The sequence below is a fragment of the Pseudomonas sp. AC193 genome (genome assembly GCF_979258075.1).
The window spans coordinates 3,444,828-3,459,580 of record NZ_OZ409832.1 but is presented as its reverse complement, the minus strand read 5'-3'; the positions used below and the strand labels follow the sequence as shown (position 1 = coordinate 3,459,580).

The window sequence follows — 14,753 nt, the reverse complement described above, 5'->3', positions numbered from 1 at the left end:
TCTTTTACTGCTGTTGGCGTGAGCCTGCAAGAAACCTGCCTGACCCGTCAGCTTATGGATAGGAGGTTCAATGAATAGGCGCGTTGCTGGCAGATCAAGGGGAAACGCCCGAATGGCGGGGGTGATGTGAAAAATGTCGTTTTTATTGTGTACAATTTTTTTGAAAAGTGTCTTAATCAGTCGCTCGCCGCAGCTTTTCGTGCTCCGAATCGGTGCGGTCTCCTTTTCAACTGACTTCGGGAGGCGCGAAGTCTGACTGCTTCCACGCAGGCAGGCGCGCAGAATCAATGGGACGTTTGACAACACACGTTTTGGACGCTGCACACGGTTGCCCGGGCAGTTCGATCAAGGTCGAGCTGTACCGCGTTGAAGGTTCGCAACTGGAATTGGTCGCCAGTGCGATTACCAACAGCGATGGCCGGGTCGATGCACCGCTGCTGCAAGGCGATGATTATCGAACCGGCGTTTATCAGGTTCAGTTCCACGCGGGCGATTACTACCGTGCCCGTGGTGTTCAGTTGCCGGAACCGGCCTTTCTGGACGTGGTTGTGCTGCGCTTCGGCATCTCTGCCGAACAGGATCACTACCATGTTCCGTTGCTGATTTCGCCGTACAGCTATTCCACGTACCGGGGCAGCTGACCCCCAAGCAGCTGCCCCCACCGGGAAGCGACTGCGCATATAGCTTCTTTGGTCTTTCGCCCGCCCACACTGCGGGCTTTTTTTCGTCCTTGAGAAAGTGGTGTCTGGTCTGACGCCTTCGCGAGCAAGCCCGCTCCCACAGGTGGAACGCATTCCAAATGTGGGAGCGGGCTTGCTCGCGAAGCTTTTGCTGTTAGCGGCTCAACAGGGACGCAGCACCCGCACCACTGAACAACCCGGCACTGATCCGGTTAAACCAACTCTGCCCCTTGCCACTGCGCAGATACCGCGCCGCCCCATGCGCACCCAGCCCGTAAGCCAGTTTGCAGCACAGATCAAGCACCACCCAGGTGGCAATCATGATCAGCAACTGCGGCAGGAACGGTTGCTGCGCGCTGAGGAACTGCGGCAGAAACGCGGCGAAGAACAGGATGTCCTTCGGATTGCTCGCGCCCAGCACAAACGCGCGCCCGAACAAGGTGCGAAAGCGCGGAGTCGGTGCAGCCTGAGGCACTTCTGCGCCTACCGATGGCTGACGCGATTGCTGCCAGCTCTGCCAGGCGAGGTAGAACAGGTACAGCGCACCGACGATTTTCAGCGCACTGAACAATTGCTCCGACGCCAATAGCAGGGCGCCCAGTCCCAAAGCCGAAGCACTGAGCAAACAGATCGATGCAATCACGCCACCCAAAAACGCCGGGTAAGAACGGCGCAAACCGTAATTCAGACTGTTGCTGATCATCAGCAATGACAGTGGCCCCGGAATCAGGATCACCACCAACGCAGCGCCGCTGAACAGCAGCCAGGTTTCCAGACTCATCACTTTCCTCCTTTTTTGTTGTACTGAAAAATGCACAAAAGCCCCACCCGTGAGGGTGAGGCCGTTTTGAAGCCTGAACCGCGTAGCGCTTACAGGAAGATGAACTTGGCGATGAAGATCGCGCAGAGCACCCACAGGCTCACGGAGATTTCCTTGTACTTGCCGGTACCGGCCTTCAGCGCCACGTAGGTGATGAAGCCCAGTGCGATACCATCGGCGACCGAAAAGGTCAGCGGCATCATGATGGCGGTGACGATTGCCGGGATGGCATCAGTGGCTTCGTCCCACTCGATGTGGGCCATGCCGCCCATCATCAGCATTGCTACGTAGATCAATGCACCGGCGGTGGCGTAAGCGGGAATCATGCCGGCCAGCGGTGCGAAAAACATTGCCGCTATAAATAGCACACCTACGGTCACTGCGGTAAGACCAGTCCGACCACCAGCGGCCACACCGGCAGCACTTTCTACATAACTTGTGACGGGCGGAACGCCGACTACCGCACCGAATACGCTGGAAGCACTGTCGGCTTTCATCGCGCGGGAGAGGTTTTCGATGCGACCGTCCGGGCCGACCAGATTGGCGCGTTGGGCAACGCCCATCAGCGTGCCGGCAGTGTCGAACATGTGTACAAAGAGGAAGGCCAACACCACGCTGATCATGCTGACGTTAAACACGCCGGCCACGTTCATGGCCATGAAGGTCGGCGCCAGGCTTGGCGGCGTCGACATGATCCCTTCGTAATGCACAATGCCCAGACCCCAACCGGCGAGGGTTACGGTGATGATGCTGATGAGGATCGCGCCGAAGATTTTGTGGTAGCTGAGGATCGCAATCATCAGGAAGCAGATGGCGGCGAGCAGCGGGCCGGGCTCACGCAGGGAGCCAAGCTTGATCAGGGTTGCCGGGCTGTCGACGACAATGCCAGCGGTTTTCAGGCCGATCAGACCGAGGAACAAGCCCACACCGGCACCCATCGCATAGCGCAGGCTGACCGGAATACTGTTGAGCAGCCACTCACGGATCCGCGAGAAGGTCAGGATCATGAACAACACGCCGGAAACAAACACCGCACCCAGCGCGGTTTCCCAGTTGTAGCCCATGGTGCCGACCACGGTGTACGTGAAGAACGCGTTGAGGCCCATGCCCGGCGCCAGGCCGACTGGCCAGTTGGCGTACAGGCCCATCAACAGGCAGCCCAGTGCGGCGGCGATACAGGTGGCGACGAACGCCGCACCGTGGTCAATCCCGGCATCGGCCATGATGTTCGGGTTGACGAAGATGATGTAAGCCATGGTGATGAAGGTTGTCAGACCGGCAATCAGCTCGGTCTTCACCGTGGTGCCATGCAAGCTGAGTTTGAACAAGCGCTCCAGCAGGCCAGTGCGTAATGGCGGCGAGAGATCCAGCGTCGATGCTTCGGATTTGCGGCTTTCCACAGCGAGTACTCCTCAAGAGTTTTATTGTTATTTCCAGGGCCGGACCCATGAGGGGTGGCAGCGGCCCTTTGAGGCACTTGCGAATTTGTTGACCATGCGGTCAGGAACTCGCACGCTGTGGATTATGCTTTTGTGTACAAATAAAGCAAATATTGTTTTTGGTTTTGTTTACGAAAGTTCCATTGATAGGGATATATCGTCTGTTCGGACGTCTTCGCGAGCAAGCCCAGTCCCACATTTGAAATGCGTTCCCCTGCGGGAGCGGGCTTGCCCGCGAAGAGGCCGGCCCATTCAATCGAAAACTGTCTGACTTTCCCCAAGGGCCAGATTCACCGCCAACCACCCATTCACCGCCGCCTCCCCAGCCTCGGCAAACACCCGCTCCAGCAGCTTCACCTGCTCCCACATTTGAAATGCGTTCCCCTGTGGGAGCGGGCTTGTCCGCGAAGAGGCCGGCCCATTCAATCGAGAACTGTCTGACTGTTCCCCAGCGCCAGATTCACCGCCAACCACCCGTTCACCGCCGCCTCCCCGGCCTCGGCAAACACCCGCTCCAGCAGCTTCACCTGCTCACGCCGCAACGCCTGCTCAAACTTCGCGCCTTCCGCCGTCAACTCCAGCAGCCGTTTTCGCTTGTCTGCCTCCGACGCCACGCTGTCGACCAGGTGCATTTCCTGCAACTGCCGCAACGGCATGTTCAGCGCCTGCTTGCTCACGCCGAGCAAGCCAAGCAATTCCTTCACGCTCAAATTCGGATAACGCGCGATGAAAAACACGATGCGCTGATGCACCCGCGACAACCCGCGGCGCTCAAGCATTTCGTCAGCCTTGGCGGTGAACGCCTGATAACCGAAGAAAAACGCTTCCATCGCCTGCTGCTGGCTCGCTGGGTTTTTAAGGTCAAGCATGTTGACGTACTCGCTCAAGCTGTCGTAATTTCAGTCAACCAGTTTGACTCATTTTAAACCACCCTCGCTACCGGTGACCTCCATGGCTTTTTCCGAACGTGTCTCGCGCCTTAAAAGTTCTTTGATCCGTGAAATCCTCGCCGCCGCCCAGCGTCCTGAGGTGATGTCGTTCGCCGGTGGCTTGCCCGCCGAAGCCATGTTGCCGAAAGTCGAATGGGCGGACATGCCGCTGGCGCTCGGCCAATACGGCATGAGCGAAGGCGAACCGGCGTTGCGCGAAGCGTTGGCGGCGGAGGCGAGGGCGCTCGGTCTGGAATGCGAGGCGAGTCAGGTATTGGTGGTCAGCGGCTCCCAGCAAACCCTCGATCTGGCGGCCAAGCTGTACATCGACAAAGGCACGGAGATTCTGCTCGAAGCGCCGACCTATCTGGCCGCACTGCAAATCTTCCAGTTGTTCGGCGCCGATTGCCTGACCGTGCCACAAGAGTCCGACGGCCCGAACCTGGTGCAATTGCGCAATCGACTGGAGCAGCATCGTCCGGCGTTCATCTACCTGATCCCGACTTTTCAGAATCCATCAGCCGTGCGCTACAGCGAAGCCAAACGCGCAGCAGTCGCCGCATTGCTCGATGAATTCGGCGTGACCTTGATCGAAGACGAGCCCTACCGCGAACTGACCTTCGACGGCGGCAGCGCCAAACCGATTGCCGGACGCTTGCAGAAATCCAGCTGGATCTACACCGGCACCGTGTCGAAAACCCTGCTGCCGGGTTTGCGCGTTGGCTACTTGATCGCCAGCCCGGATCTGTTTCCGCACCTGCTTAAACTCAAGCAATCGGCGGATCTGCACACCAATCGCATCGGCCAGTGGCAGGCGCTGCAATGGATCGGCACAGAGAAATATCAGCAGCATTTGAGTGAGTTGCGTGGGTTCTATCGCCAGCGACGCGATGCGTTTCAATCGGCACTGGAAACGCACTTTGCCGATTTGGCAGATTGGAACATGCCGCAGGGCGGGCTGTTTTTCTGGCTTACGTTGAAGCAACCGCTGGATACGCGAACGCTATTGAATGAGGCGTTGGCCAATGATGTGGCGTTTATGCCGGGCGAGCCGTTCTTCCCGGAGCCGGATAATCATCATGGGCACTTGCGTTTGAATTTCAGCCATATCGATCCGGCGCGACTGGATGAAGGGTTGAAGCGGCTGGCGGCGGTGGTGCGGCAGGCGCAGATAAATAAAGCGGCGTGATAAAAACAAATAAACCGGCTCAAGGGCCGGTTTATTTTTGTCTGGGATTTGCTGTGTCTGTGCGGGCCTCTTCGCGAGCAAGCCCGCTCCCACAGGGGAATGCATTTCAAATTGTGGGAGCGGGCTTGCTCGCGAAGGCGTCAATCAGCCCACCACATAACCATCAGACCGCAGCAAATCGCTTATCCAGATAATCAATAATCACCTTCGACTCATACATCCACGTCGTCTGCCCATTCTCTTCAATGCGCAGGCAAGGCACTTTGATCCGGCCGCCCTGTTCCAGCAGCGCCTGGCGATCCTGTTCATTATTCTTCGCATCCTTCAGCGCCACCGGCACATTCAGACGACGCAACGTACGGCGGGTTTTCACGCAGAACGGGCAGGCGTGAAACTGATACAGGGTCAGATCTTTCGCGGCGGCATCTACCTGAGCCTGAGCAGCGGCGGGGCGCTTTTTCTTGCCCGGACGGGTGAGGAAGTCGATGAAGATAACCAGTTGGCCGAGGCCGACACGAAGCGCTTTGACGAACACGTTGAAAGCCTCACGGTGCAGATTGAGAAAGGCGCGCAGCTTACCCGATTTTTCACGGGCGAAAAAAAACCGGCGATGAATGCCGGTTTTTTTCGTGCGGCGCGTTACTTGATCAGGCTGAGAAACTCGCTGCGGGTGGCAGCGTTCTCACGGAACTCACCGAGCATCACCGAAGTGATCATCGACGAATTCTGCTTCTCGACACCGCGCATCATCATGCACATGTGCTTGGCCTCGATCACTACGGCAACGCCCAGTGCGCCGGTTACTTGCATGATGGCGTCGGCGATCTGGCGGCTGAGGTTTTCCTGAATCTGCAGACGACGCGCGTACATGTCGACGATGCGCGCAACCTTCGACAGGCCCAGCACTTTGCCGCTCGGGATGTACGCAACGTGCGCCTTGCCGATGAACGGCAGCATGTGGTGTTCGCACAACGAGTACAGCTCGATGTCCTTGACCAGCACCATTTCGCTGTTGTCGGAGCTGAACAGGGCACCGTTGGTGACCTCTTCAAGCGTTTGTTCATAACCGCGGCAGAGGTACTGCATGGCTTTGGCGGCACGCTTCGGCGTGTCGAGCAGGCCCTCGCGGGAGACGTCCTCGCCCAGTTGGCCGAGAATCGCGGTGTAATTCTGTTCCAGGGACATGAAACTACCTGTGGGGGATTTTCGCAAAGGGCAAGGGTACGGTGGCGGACACGACCCTGCAAGTTCGGTGTAACGGGATTATTCGTCGCGACCTTCCATCATCGTGCGCTTGAGCATCACGTACACCGCACCCGCGCCGCCATGTTTGGCCTGACACGAGCAGAACCCGAGCACCTGTGCATGCTGACGCAGCCAGGTGTTGACGTGGCTTTTGATCATCGGGCGTTTGCCGTCAAGCCGCACGGCTTTGCCATGAGTGACGCGGACGCAGCGGATTTCAAATTTGGTCGCTTCTGCAAGAAACGCCCAAAGGGTTTCGCGAGCCTTTTCGACGCTCATGCCATGCAGATCGAGGCTGCCTTCAAACGGAATCTGACCGACCTTGAGCTTGCGCATCTGACTTTCCTGCACGCCGTCGCGCGACCACATCAGCTCGTCTTCCGGGCCGACGTCGATCACGAACTGATCGGACAGACCATCAACAGTGGTGGCGTCGGTGCGCACGGTGGCGGATTGGCGCAGCTTGGCGATTTGCGCGCGGTCAGTCTTGGGCTTGCCGGTGTCGGCGCGGTCGTGCTTGATCGGCTTGACGCCGCGCAGCTCGTTTTTGAACAGGGAAAAATCGTCGTCTTGCATGTCAGCCTCCGCGAAGGGCGGCCAGTTTACCCAAGTCGAAACAAAACGGCCCGGCAAAAAGCCAGGCCATTGTTCAATCGTGTTTTTTCATCAGGTGCGGGGACATGTTCAGTTCCCGCGATTGCCGTGCGCGACGGCGGCAGCGGCGCCACAGGGCGACACCGAAATACAGAAACAGCAAACCGACCGCCAGAATGATTGCCGAACCCATCGGCGTGGCATTCAAATCACCGAGCGCCGGCGGGCGCCCCAGCAGGCTGGCGGCACCGGCCATCGCCAGCAGCACCCCGAACGTCGCCAGAATGGCAGCGATCGCAGCGCCGAATCGAAAACGCCAGTTACTTTGGCCTTTGGGCCGCAAGCGGCGAGCGTCAAATCCATCGGATAACTTCATTCCGACCTTCCTCAATGGTATCGGCCCTTCGACCGGGAGTTGACGATGTTGTTCCTGAGGCTAAGGCAATTGCGGCAAATGAGAGGGTTTTGCGGATGAGCGGCCATGCGCGCCGCTCATCTGAGCTCGAATCAGATCAGATCCTGAGTCAAGGCGAGGGTGGCGAAGTTGTCGGCCATGATCGCCATTTCGGCTTCCTGTACCAGTTCGGCACTGAGCACACGGCCCTTGAACGGCAGGTCACGGGTGGCGCAGGCATCTTCAACCAAAGTGCAGCGGAAACCCAGGTTCTTCGCGGCGCGCACCGTGGTGCTGACGCTGGAGTGGCTCATGAAACCGCAAACGATCAGATCCAGCGAACCAAGGTTTTGCAGGCGATCGAGCAACTCGGTGCCGTGGAACGCGCTCGGCAGCAGTTTGCCGATGATGGTTTCGTCGCCCTGCGGTTCGAGGCCCGGGATGAACTCACCGCGCTCGCCTTGCGGGTCGAACAGACCACCAACGGTGCCGAGGTGACGCACGTGCACGATCGGCCGACCGGCTGCACGGGCTGCGGCAACCACTTGTTTGATGTTCGCGACGGCCGCGTCCATGCCTTTCAGGGCCAGCGGGCCACTGAGGTATTCCTTCTGGGCATCGATGATGACCACGGTGGCATGGCTCAGAGTGGCCGCTGCGTAACCGCGGCCGCTGAGTTGAAACATCGTTTTTGGAACGGACATTCTGGGGCTCCTTGGGGTGGGGCTTTTGCGGCATTGTCCTCTGGCTGAGCGATTCTGTGAATCGCTACCATCGTAGGCACCGTCGATTGTGGCCTGCAGCCCCGTCACGTTACACGTTCTGTTCAGTGGCTGATGCAAAAAAAAGAAAACTCCTACCGTCGCTCGAAGTTTTTCCTGCGTCGTTGTTACGCGTTTTGGCTGGTAGAATCGCCAGTCGTTTTTTCTGGAGTTCTGCCCCGTGATCACTTCCCGACTTCGTACCCTGCGCGACCACATCCGTTGGGCCGTCAGCCGCTTCCATGGGGAGGATCTGTTTTTCGGCCATGGCACCGACAATGCGTGGGACGAAGCACGCCAGTTAGTACTCGGTGCCTTGCACCTGCCATGGGAAATCGCCGACAGCTACCTCGATTGCGCGCTGGAAGACGACGAACTGGTCAACCTGCAGCGCCTGCTCAAGCGCCGCATCGAAGAACGCATTCCGACCGCGTACCTGTTGGGCGAAGCGTGGTTCTGCGGCATGTCGTTCATTGTCGACGAGCGTGTGTTGATTCCGCGTTCACCGATTGGCGAGCTGATCGAAAACCGCTTCGCGCCGTGGATCGGCACCGAGCCTGCGCGCATTCTCGACCTGTGCACCGGCTCCGGTTGCATCGGCATCGCTTGCGCCTACGAGTTCCAGAACGCCGAAGTGGTGTTGGCGGATCTGTCGTTCGAAGCGCTCGAAGTGGCCAATCAGAACATCGAGCGCCACGGCGTCGATGAGCGTGTGTACACGGTGCAGGGCGATGGTTTTGATGGCTTGCCGGGTCAGCGTTTCGACCTGATCGTGTCGAACCCGCCTTATGTCGATGCGGAAGATTTCGCCGACATGCCGGATGAATATCAGCATGAGCCTGAGCTAGGTCTGGCCTGCGGTGATGATGGCTTGAATCTGGTTCGGCGGATGCTGGCTGAAGCGGCGGATCACCTGACCGAGAAGGGCTTGCTGATCGTTGAAGTGGGCAACAGCCAGGTGCACGTTGATGCGTTGTACCCGGAAGTCGACTTCGCCTGGCTGGACTTCCAGCGCGGCGGGCATGGCGTGTTCATGCTGACCGCAGAGCAGTGCCGCAACCACCAGGCCCTGTTCGCTTCCCGCGTCTGACCCTTAAAAGCTTCGCGAGCAGGCTCGCTCCCACCTTTGGAATGCACTTCCTTGTGGGAGCGAGCCTGCTCGCGAATGGCCGCGACTCGGTCTCAAGTCGTTATCGGTGCGTCGCAATCCAGATCAACAACCCCGCCTGAAACACCGCAAACGCCACCAGACAAGTAATCGTAAAGCGCAACCCGGCGTCTTCACGCTTGAACTTGCCGACTTTCTCTTCCTGCTTCTTCAGCTTCACTTCCTGCTCAGCCAGATTCTGCTCAGCCTGCTGGAGCATCTGCGCCGCTTCAAGAATCTCGACGATCTGCAGCTTCTCGCTGTTCCAGTCACCGAGCAAATCGCCGACCTGCACTTCCTTGACGCTGCCCTTCAAATGCTGGGCATCGGCGTAGACCACATCAAAGCCGTGCACGCGCAGGAAATGATCGCGACGCAGGCGCGTGTCTTCGTTCAGCGCGTCCTTGTTGTTCAAATCCATGCCGTTGACGGTGTAGGTCGGCCAGCGCTTCTTCGCCCAATTGATGCCTTGCGCGGCCATGTAACGGCCAATGCCACGGTTCAACGGTTCGATCTGCAAACCGCTGTCCGGGCCGAAATGCACACGCTTGGTCGCGTGATCAACCCACACATCCAGTTGGTTCTGCTCTTTGCGCACCCGCTGGCCCGGCAGCTTGATCGCCATGCGCATCAGGCTGGTTTCTTTGCTGTTGCGCTCGGCGTAACCGAATTCGACAAAGCGCAGTGGCCGCCCGCCGGTGTTGCGGTCGGTCTGCAGCGGGGCCAGGCGGAGCATCTTGTGGTGCTCGACGTGGACGTCCGCCCACGGCAGCTCGGCCGCTGGCGGTGCGTCTTTTTCAGCGGCGGTGTCGGGTGAAGTCTGGGTATCAGTCATAACGGCGAGATCCTGTCCAAGCCCTGCTTGTCGCCAGCCGTTGCGCTGGCGACAAAGGCTTATCGGCCGTTTTTTGCGGTACTGGAGGGCAAAAGCGTTTAACGGGTGCGAAGTCCGTCAATAAAACTGAGGATTGTCGCGCCTAACTCGGCCGCGAGTGGCAAGTTTGGATCCTTGTAGGAGGCCAATTGCCGCTTCATGTCGTTATGCACAATGCGCAACACGTGGTTCATGCCCTCGATCACCACCAGTTCGGCATCCGGTTTGGCAGCCTTGAGCCGCTTGGCGTCGTCAACGCTGACCTGAATATCGTTCGTGCCCTGAATGATCAGCGCCGGCATTTTCAATTGCGCGAAGTCTTGCGCCGGATCCTGACGGAACAGCGAAATCAGATAGGGCTGCACGCTCGGGCGGAAGATCACCTGCAACGGCTGCGGCACGTTGTCATCGGTGCGACCGGCCTTGAGGCTGTCGAGCAGTTCGTTACTGCGCAGCATCAACGCGGGCGGCAGGCTCCGTGCCAGTTGTTCACGAATCACTTGATCGACCGGTCGGGCACTCCCCGACAGAGAGATCACCGCCGCCGCATCGACTTTCGGCGCGGCGAGACTGGCGATCAACGCGCCTTCACTGTGACCGAGCAGAATCAGCGGGCCGAAGCGCGGATCAGCCTTGAGCTTCTGTCCCCACGCCACGGCATCGGCGGCATAAGATTCGATCGACAAATTGCGCTCGTCGGGCGTCGCCGGCAGGCTCGCGGCCACTCCACGTTTGTCGTAACGCACGCTGGCGATGTTGTGTTTGGCCAGCACCCACGCCAGCCGTTTAAGGCTGTCGTTGCGGCCGCCGTCGGGGTTGTTTCCGTCGCGGTCTGTAGGGCCGGAGCCGGAAATGATCAGGACAACCGGCACAGGCTTGTCGGACTTTGGCAGCAACAGCGAGCCGAAAAGTTCGCCGCTGCCGGTATCCAGAGTGACCGGGCGTTGTAAGACCGTCGCTTGGGCAAAGCCCGTAAACAAGGTAAGACTCAAGAGCAAAACTCGCAGCATCATCACGCCATCATTGGTCAAGGTGCCGGTTGGACTCGCCAACACCGCTAAGGTTCGAGGATGAACTACTCGGTTAGCCTGCGTATACTGGCGCGCATCACGAATTTGGGTTTGATTTCACGGAGCGTCCTGCATGTCCGGCAATACCTACGGCAAGTTGTTCACTGTCACCACCGCTGGCGAAAGCCATGGTCCGGCGTTGGTCGCCATTGTCGACGGCTGCCCGCCGGGCCTGGAGATCTCCCTCGAAGACCTGCAGCGCGACCTCGATCGCCGCAAGCCCGGCACCAGCCGCCACACCACCCAGCGTCAGGAAGCCGACGAAGTCGAAATCCTTTCCGGCGTGTTCGAAGGGCGCACCACCGGTTGCTCGATCGGCCTGCTGATCCGCAACACCGACCAGAAGTCCAAGGACTACTCGGCGATCAAGGATCTGTTCCGCCCGGCCCACGCCGACTACACCTATCACCATAAATACGGCGAGCGCGACTACCGTGGCGGTGGCCGCAGCTCGGCGCGCGAAACCGCGATGCGCGTGGCGGCCGGTGCAATCGCGAAGAAATACCTGGCCAGCCAAGGCATCGTTATCCGTGGCTACATGAGTCAGCTCGGCCCGATCGAAATCCCGTTCAAGACCTGGGATTCGGTGGAGGAGAACGCCTTCTTCAGCCCCGATCCGGACAAAGTCCCGGAGCTGGAAGCCTACATGGATCAATTGCGCCGCGACCAGGACTCGGTCGGGGCGAAGATCACCGTCGTTGCCGAAGGCGTGATGCCGGGTCTGGGCGAGCCGATTTTCGATCGTCTCGACGCCGAACTGGCCCATGCGCTGATGAGCATCAACGCCGTCAAAGGCGTGGAAATCGGCGCGGGTTTCGCCTCGGTCGCCCAACGCGGCACCGAACACCGCGATGAAATGACCCCGCAAGGTTTCCTCAGCAACAATGCCGGCGGCATTCTCGGTGGTATTTCTTCCGGTCAGCCGATCGTTGCGCATCTGGCGTTGAAACCGACGTCGAGCATCACCACCCCGGGCCGTTCGATCGACATCCACGGCAACCCCGTCGACGTCATCACCAAGGGCCGTCACGACCCGTGCGTCGGCATCCGCGCCACGCCGATTGCCGAAGCAATGATGGCCATCGTGTTGATGGATCATCTGCTGCGCCACCGTGGCCAGAACGCCGATGTGCGCGTGAGCACGCCGGTGCTGGGTCAGCTTTGATGGCAGGCTCTAAAGCCGTCGCGGCATAACTGGCGTGGCGGCGCTCCCTTACTGGCGGCTGTCCAGTTTCTATCTGTTCTATTTCGCCTTGCTGGGTTCGACAGCGCCGTTTCTGGCGCTGTACTTCGATCACCTCGGTTTCAGTCCGGCGCGAATCGGTGAACTGGTCGCGATCCCTATGTTGATGCGCTGCGTAGCGCCAAACATCTGGGGCTGGCTCGGCGACTACACCGGCAAGCGCCTGGCCATCGTGCGCTTCGGCGCCGTGTGTACGCTGCTGACCTTCTCGTTGATTTTCGTCAGCAAAACCTACGCCTGGCTGGCAATGGTCATGGCGCTGCACGCATTCTTCTGGCACGCGGTGCTGCCGCAGTTCGAAGTCATCACCCTCGCGCATTTGCAGGGGCAGACCTCGCGGTACAGCCAGATTCGCCTGTGGGGTTCGATCGGTTTCATCATCACCGTGGTGGTGCTCGGTCGTCTGTTCGAATGGCTCAGCCTCGACATCTACCCGGCGGCGCTGGTGTTGATCATGGCCGGCATCGTCCTCAGCAGCTTGTGGGTGCCGAACGCGCAACCGCCGCAAGGCAATCGGCCGAGCGGCGAGGGTTTCCTCAAGCAGCTGCGCAATCCCGGCGTGCTGGCGTTTTATGGCTGCGTGGCGCTGATGCAGATGAGCCACGGCCCGTATTACACCTTTCTGACCTTGCACCTCGAACGACTTGGTTACACGCGCGGCACGATCGGCATGCTCTGGGCCGTGGGCGTGGTCGCCGAAGTGCTGATGTTTATGGCGATGAGCCGGATTCTCGCGCGGTTTTCTCTGCGCCGCGTATTGCTGGCGAGTTTTCTGCTGGCGGCGCTGCGCTGGTTGCTGCTAGGTTCGTTCGCTGAATTTCTCTGGGTGCTGTTGTTCGCGCAGGTTCTGCATGCGGCGACCTTTGGCAGTTTTCACGCTGCTGCCATCGCTTTCGTGCAACGTAGCTTCGGCGCGCGCCAGCAAGGGCAGGGCCAGGCACTGTACGCGGCACTGGCCGGCACCGGCGGCGCGATGGGCGCGTTGTATTCCGGTTACAGCTGGAATGCCCTCGGCGCGACATTGACCTTTAGTATTGCCAGTCTCGCGGCGCTCGCCGCTGCCGTTATCATTGCCACACGTATGCAAGAGGACAGGCCATGAGCCTTACGCGTGAACAGCTCGCCCAGCAAATCGTCGACGCCGGGCGTTTTCTTTATGGTCGCGGCTGGTCGCCGGCCACCAGCAGCAATTACTCGACGCGTCTGTCGCCGAGTGAAGCGCTGCTGACGGTGTCGGGCAAGCACAAGGGCCAGTTGGGTCTGGACGATGTGCTCGCCACCGACCTTTCCGGCAATAGCCTGGAGCCGGGCAAAAAACCGTCCGCCGAAACCCTGCTGCACACTCAGCTGTATAGCTGGCGGCCGGAGATCGGCGCGGTGTTGCACACCCATTCGGTCAACGCCACGGTGTTGTCGCGCCTGACGCCGGAAGACTTTATCGAGTTCGAAGATTACGAACTGCAAAAAGCCTTCAGCGGTGTTTCGACCCATGAATCGCGGGTGCGTGTGCCGATTTTCGACAACGATCAGGACATTGCGCGCCTCGCCGCCAAGGTGCAGCCTTGGCTCGACGCCCACCCTGATTGCGTCGGCTATCTGATTCGCGGCCACGGCCTCTACACCTGGGGCGCGCAGATGAACGACGCGCTGCGCCAGATCGAGGCCTTTGAATTTCTGTTTGAGTGCGAGTTGAAAACCCGCAGCGTCATGAACCGCCAAGGCTGACTTCACCAGAAGTAGCCCATTTGCCTGATGAAATGCTGTGCCCGACCGGTCTGCAAGAACCGGACGGCAAGGCCGATACCGAGGAATTGCCCCAATGAGCAGCCTGTCCGTCTATCACGTCTCCAGCCCCGACACTCCCAACAAAGTGCTGACCCACTTTGAAGACATCGCCTCGACCCTGGCCGAGCAGGGCGTGCGCTTCGACCGCTGGCAAGCCGCCGCCAAGATCCAGCCCGGCGCTACCCAGGAAGAAGTGATCAGCGCTTATAAAGAGCAGATTGACCGACTGATGACCGAGCGCGGTTACATCACCGTCGACGTGATCAGCCTGAACAGCGATCACCCGCAAAAAGCCGAATTGCGCGCCAAGTTCCTCGAAGAACATCGCCATGGCGAAGACGAAGTACGATTTTTCGTCGCCGGCCGTGGGCTGTTTACCCTGCACATCGACGATTACGTCTACGCCGTACTCTGCGAGAAGAATGATCTGATCTCGGTACCGGCCGGCACCAAGCACTGGTTTGATATGGGCGAGCATCCGCACTTTGTCGCGATCCGCCTGTTCAACAACCCTGAAGGCTGGGTTGCCAACTTCACCGGCGAAGACATCGCTGGCCGTTTCCCGCGACTGGAGGACTGATTC

The 14,753-nt window shown here is 59.3% G+C and carries 17 protein-coding genes and 1 pseudogene; 7 read left to right on the top strand and 11 right to left on the bottom strand.

What is annotated here, in order from left to right:
* The first annotated feature begins 287 nt into the window (after positions 1–287).
* The gene (gene uraH, locus ACZZ0D_RS15530) at positions 288–641 is read left to right on the top strand and encodes a hydroxyisourate hydrolase (RefSeq protein ID WP_008031462.1); all 354 of its coding nucleotides are present in this window, start codon (positions 288–290) and stop codon (positions 639–641) included.
* A 193-nt stretch (positions 642–834) separates the two neighbouring features.
* On the opposite strand, the gene ACZZ0D_RS15525 is transcribed toward uraH, so the two are convergent.
* From ACZZ0D_RS15525 to ACZZ0D_RS15510, 4 genes and pseudogenes are all read right to left on the bottom strand, one after another.
* Positions 835–1,461 (bottom strand): LysE family translocator, encoded by a 627-nt coding sequence (locus tag ACZZ0D_RS15525; protein ID WP_008080903.1) that lies wholly within the window; start codon positions 1,459–1,461, stop codon positions 835–837.
* Between the two features lie 89 nt (positions 1,462–1,550).
* Positions 1,551–2,900, bottom strand: a complete 1,350-nt coding sequence (locus ACZZ0D_RS15520) for an NCS2 family permease (protein ID WP_463553716.1) — start codon at positions 2,898–2,900, stop codon at positions 1,551–1,553.
* A 291-nt stretch (positions 2,901–3,191) separates the two neighbouring features.
* Positions 3,192–3,302: pseudogene (locus tag ACZZ0D_RS15515) on the bottom strand (MarR family transcriptional regulator); the annotation flags it as partial.
* 59 nt (positions 3,303–3,361) lie between these two features.
* On the bottom strand, positions 3,362–3,808 hold the full coding sequence (locus ACZZ0D_RS15510) for a MarR family winged helix-turn-helix transcriptional regulator (protein ID WP_122598921.1): 447 nt from the start codon (positions 3,806–3,808) through the stop codon (positions 3,362–3,364).
* Between the two features lie 82 nt (positions 3,809–3,890).
* Between ACZZ0D_RS15510 and ACZZ0D_RS15505 the strand changes: the two genes are divergently transcribed.
* On the top strand, positions 3,891–5,057 hold the full coding sequence (locus ACZZ0D_RS15505; RefSeq protein WP_426618012.1) for an aminotransferase-like domain-containing protein: 1,167 nt from the start codon (positions 3,891–3,893) through the stop codon (positions 5,055–5,057).
* 163 nt (positions 5,058–5,220) lie between these two features.
* On the opposite strand, the gene ACZZ0D_RS15500 is transcribed toward ACZZ0D_RS15505, so the two are convergent.
* The 5 genes from ACZZ0D_RS15500 to ACZZ0D_RS15480 all read right to left on the bottom strand — a co-directional run bounded on the left by ACZZ0D_RS15500 (position 5,221) and on the right by ACZZ0D_RS15480 (position 7,994).
* Positions 5,221–5,592 carry a glutaredoxin family protein gene (locus tag ACZZ0D_RS15500; protein WP_159815716.1) on the bottom strand — a complete coding sequence of 124 codons (372 nt, stop codon included), beginning with the start codon at positions 5,590–5,592 and terminating at the stop codon, positions 5,221–5,223.
* Between the two features lie 104 nt (positions 5,593–5,696).
* Positions 5,697–6,242 carry a GTP cyclohydrolase I FolE gene (folE, locus tag ACZZ0D_RS15495; RefSeq protein ID WP_212551373.1) on the bottom strand — a complete coding sequence of 182 codons (546 nt, stop codon included), beginning with the start codon at positions 6,240–6,242 and terminating at the stop codon, positions 5,697–5,699.
* 78 nt (positions 6,243–6,320) lie between these two features.
* The gene (locus tag ACZZ0D_RS15490; RefSeq protein WP_159815712.1) at positions 6,321–6,878 is read right to left on the bottom strand and encodes a Smr/MutS family protein; all 558 of its coding nucleotides are present in this window, start codon (positions 6,876–6,878) and stop codon (positions 6,321–6,323) included.
* 73 nt (positions 6,879–6,951) lie between these two features.
* The gene (locus tag ACZZ0D_RS15485) at positions 6,952–7,272 is read right to left on the bottom strand and encodes a hypothetical protein (RefSeq protein ID WP_007914024.1); all 321 of its coding nucleotides are present in this window, start codon (positions 7,270–7,272) and stop codon (positions 6,952–6,954) included.
* A 131-nt stretch (positions 7,273–7,403) separates the two neighbouring features.
* On the bottom strand, positions 7,404–7,994 hold the full coding sequence (locus tag ACZZ0D_RS15480) for a cysteine hydrolase family protein (protein WP_463553715.1): 591 nt from the start codon (positions 7,992–7,994) through the stop codon (positions 7,404–7,406).
* Between the two features lie 238 nt (positions 7,995–8,232).
* Between ACZZ0D_RS15480 and prmB the strand changes: the two genes are divergently transcribed.
* On the top strand, positions 8,233–9,141 hold the full coding sequence (gene prmB, locus ACZZ0D_RS15475; protein WP_053118677.1) for a 50S ribosomal protein L3 N(5)-glutamine methyltransferase: 909 nt from the start codon (positions 8,233–8,235) through the stop codon (positions 9,139–9,141).
* Positions 9,142–9,241: 100 nt separating this feature from the next.
* Here prmB and ACZZ0D_RS15470 read toward each other — a convergent pair whose 3' ends face one another.
* Positions 9,242–10,033: a hypothetical protein gene (locus ACZZ0D_RS15470; protein WP_463553714.1), complete on the bottom strand. Its 792-nt coding sequence runs from the start codon at positions 10,031–10,033 to the stop codon at positions 9,242–9,244.
* Positions 10,034–10,131: 98 nt separating this feature from the next.
* Complete coding sequence (locus ACZZ0D_RS15465) at positions 10,132–11,085, bottom strand: alpha/beta hydrolase (protein ID WP_212544437.1); 954 nt, start codon at positions 11,083–11,085, stop codon at positions 10,132–10,134.
* A gap of 130 nt (positions 11,086–11,215) precedes the next feature.
* Here ACZZ0D_RS15465 and aroC point away from each other — a divergent pair, with 130 nt between their 5' ends.
* From aroC to ACZZ0D_RS15445, 4 genes are all read left to right on the top strand, one after another.
* Complete coding sequence (aroC, locus tag ACZZ0D_RS15460) at positions 11,216–12,307, top strand: chorismate synthase (protein WP_008080929.1); 1,092 nt, start codon at positions 11,216–11,218, stop codon at positions 12,305–12,307.
* Positions 12,308–12,341: 34 nt separating this feature from the next.
* Positions 12,342–13,487, top strand: coding sequence for an MFS transporter (locus ACZZ0D_RS15455; RefSeq protein WP_401240426.1), 1,146 nt, complete (start codon positions 12,342–12,344; stop codon positions 13,485–13,487).
* Positions 13,484–14,110 carry a methylthioribulose 1-phosphate dehydratase gene (locus ACZZ0D_RS15450; RefSeq protein ID WP_008080933.1) on the top strand — a complete coding sequence of 209 codons (627 nt, stop codon included), beginning with the start codon at positions 13,484–13,486 and terminating at the stop codon, positions 14,108–14,110. The genes ACZZ0D_RS15455 and ACZZ0D_RS15450 overlap by 4 nt, the downstream gene beginning before the upstream one ends.
* 94 nt (positions 14,111–14,204) lie before the next feature.
* Positions 14,205–14,750, top strand: a complete 546-nt coding sequence (locus ACZZ0D_RS15445; RefSeq protein WP_463553713.1) for a 1,2-dihydroxy-3-keto-5-methylthiopentene dioxygenase — start codon at positions 14,205–14,207, stop codon at positions 14,748–14,750.
* Positions 14,751–14,753 lie beyond the last annotated feature (3 nt).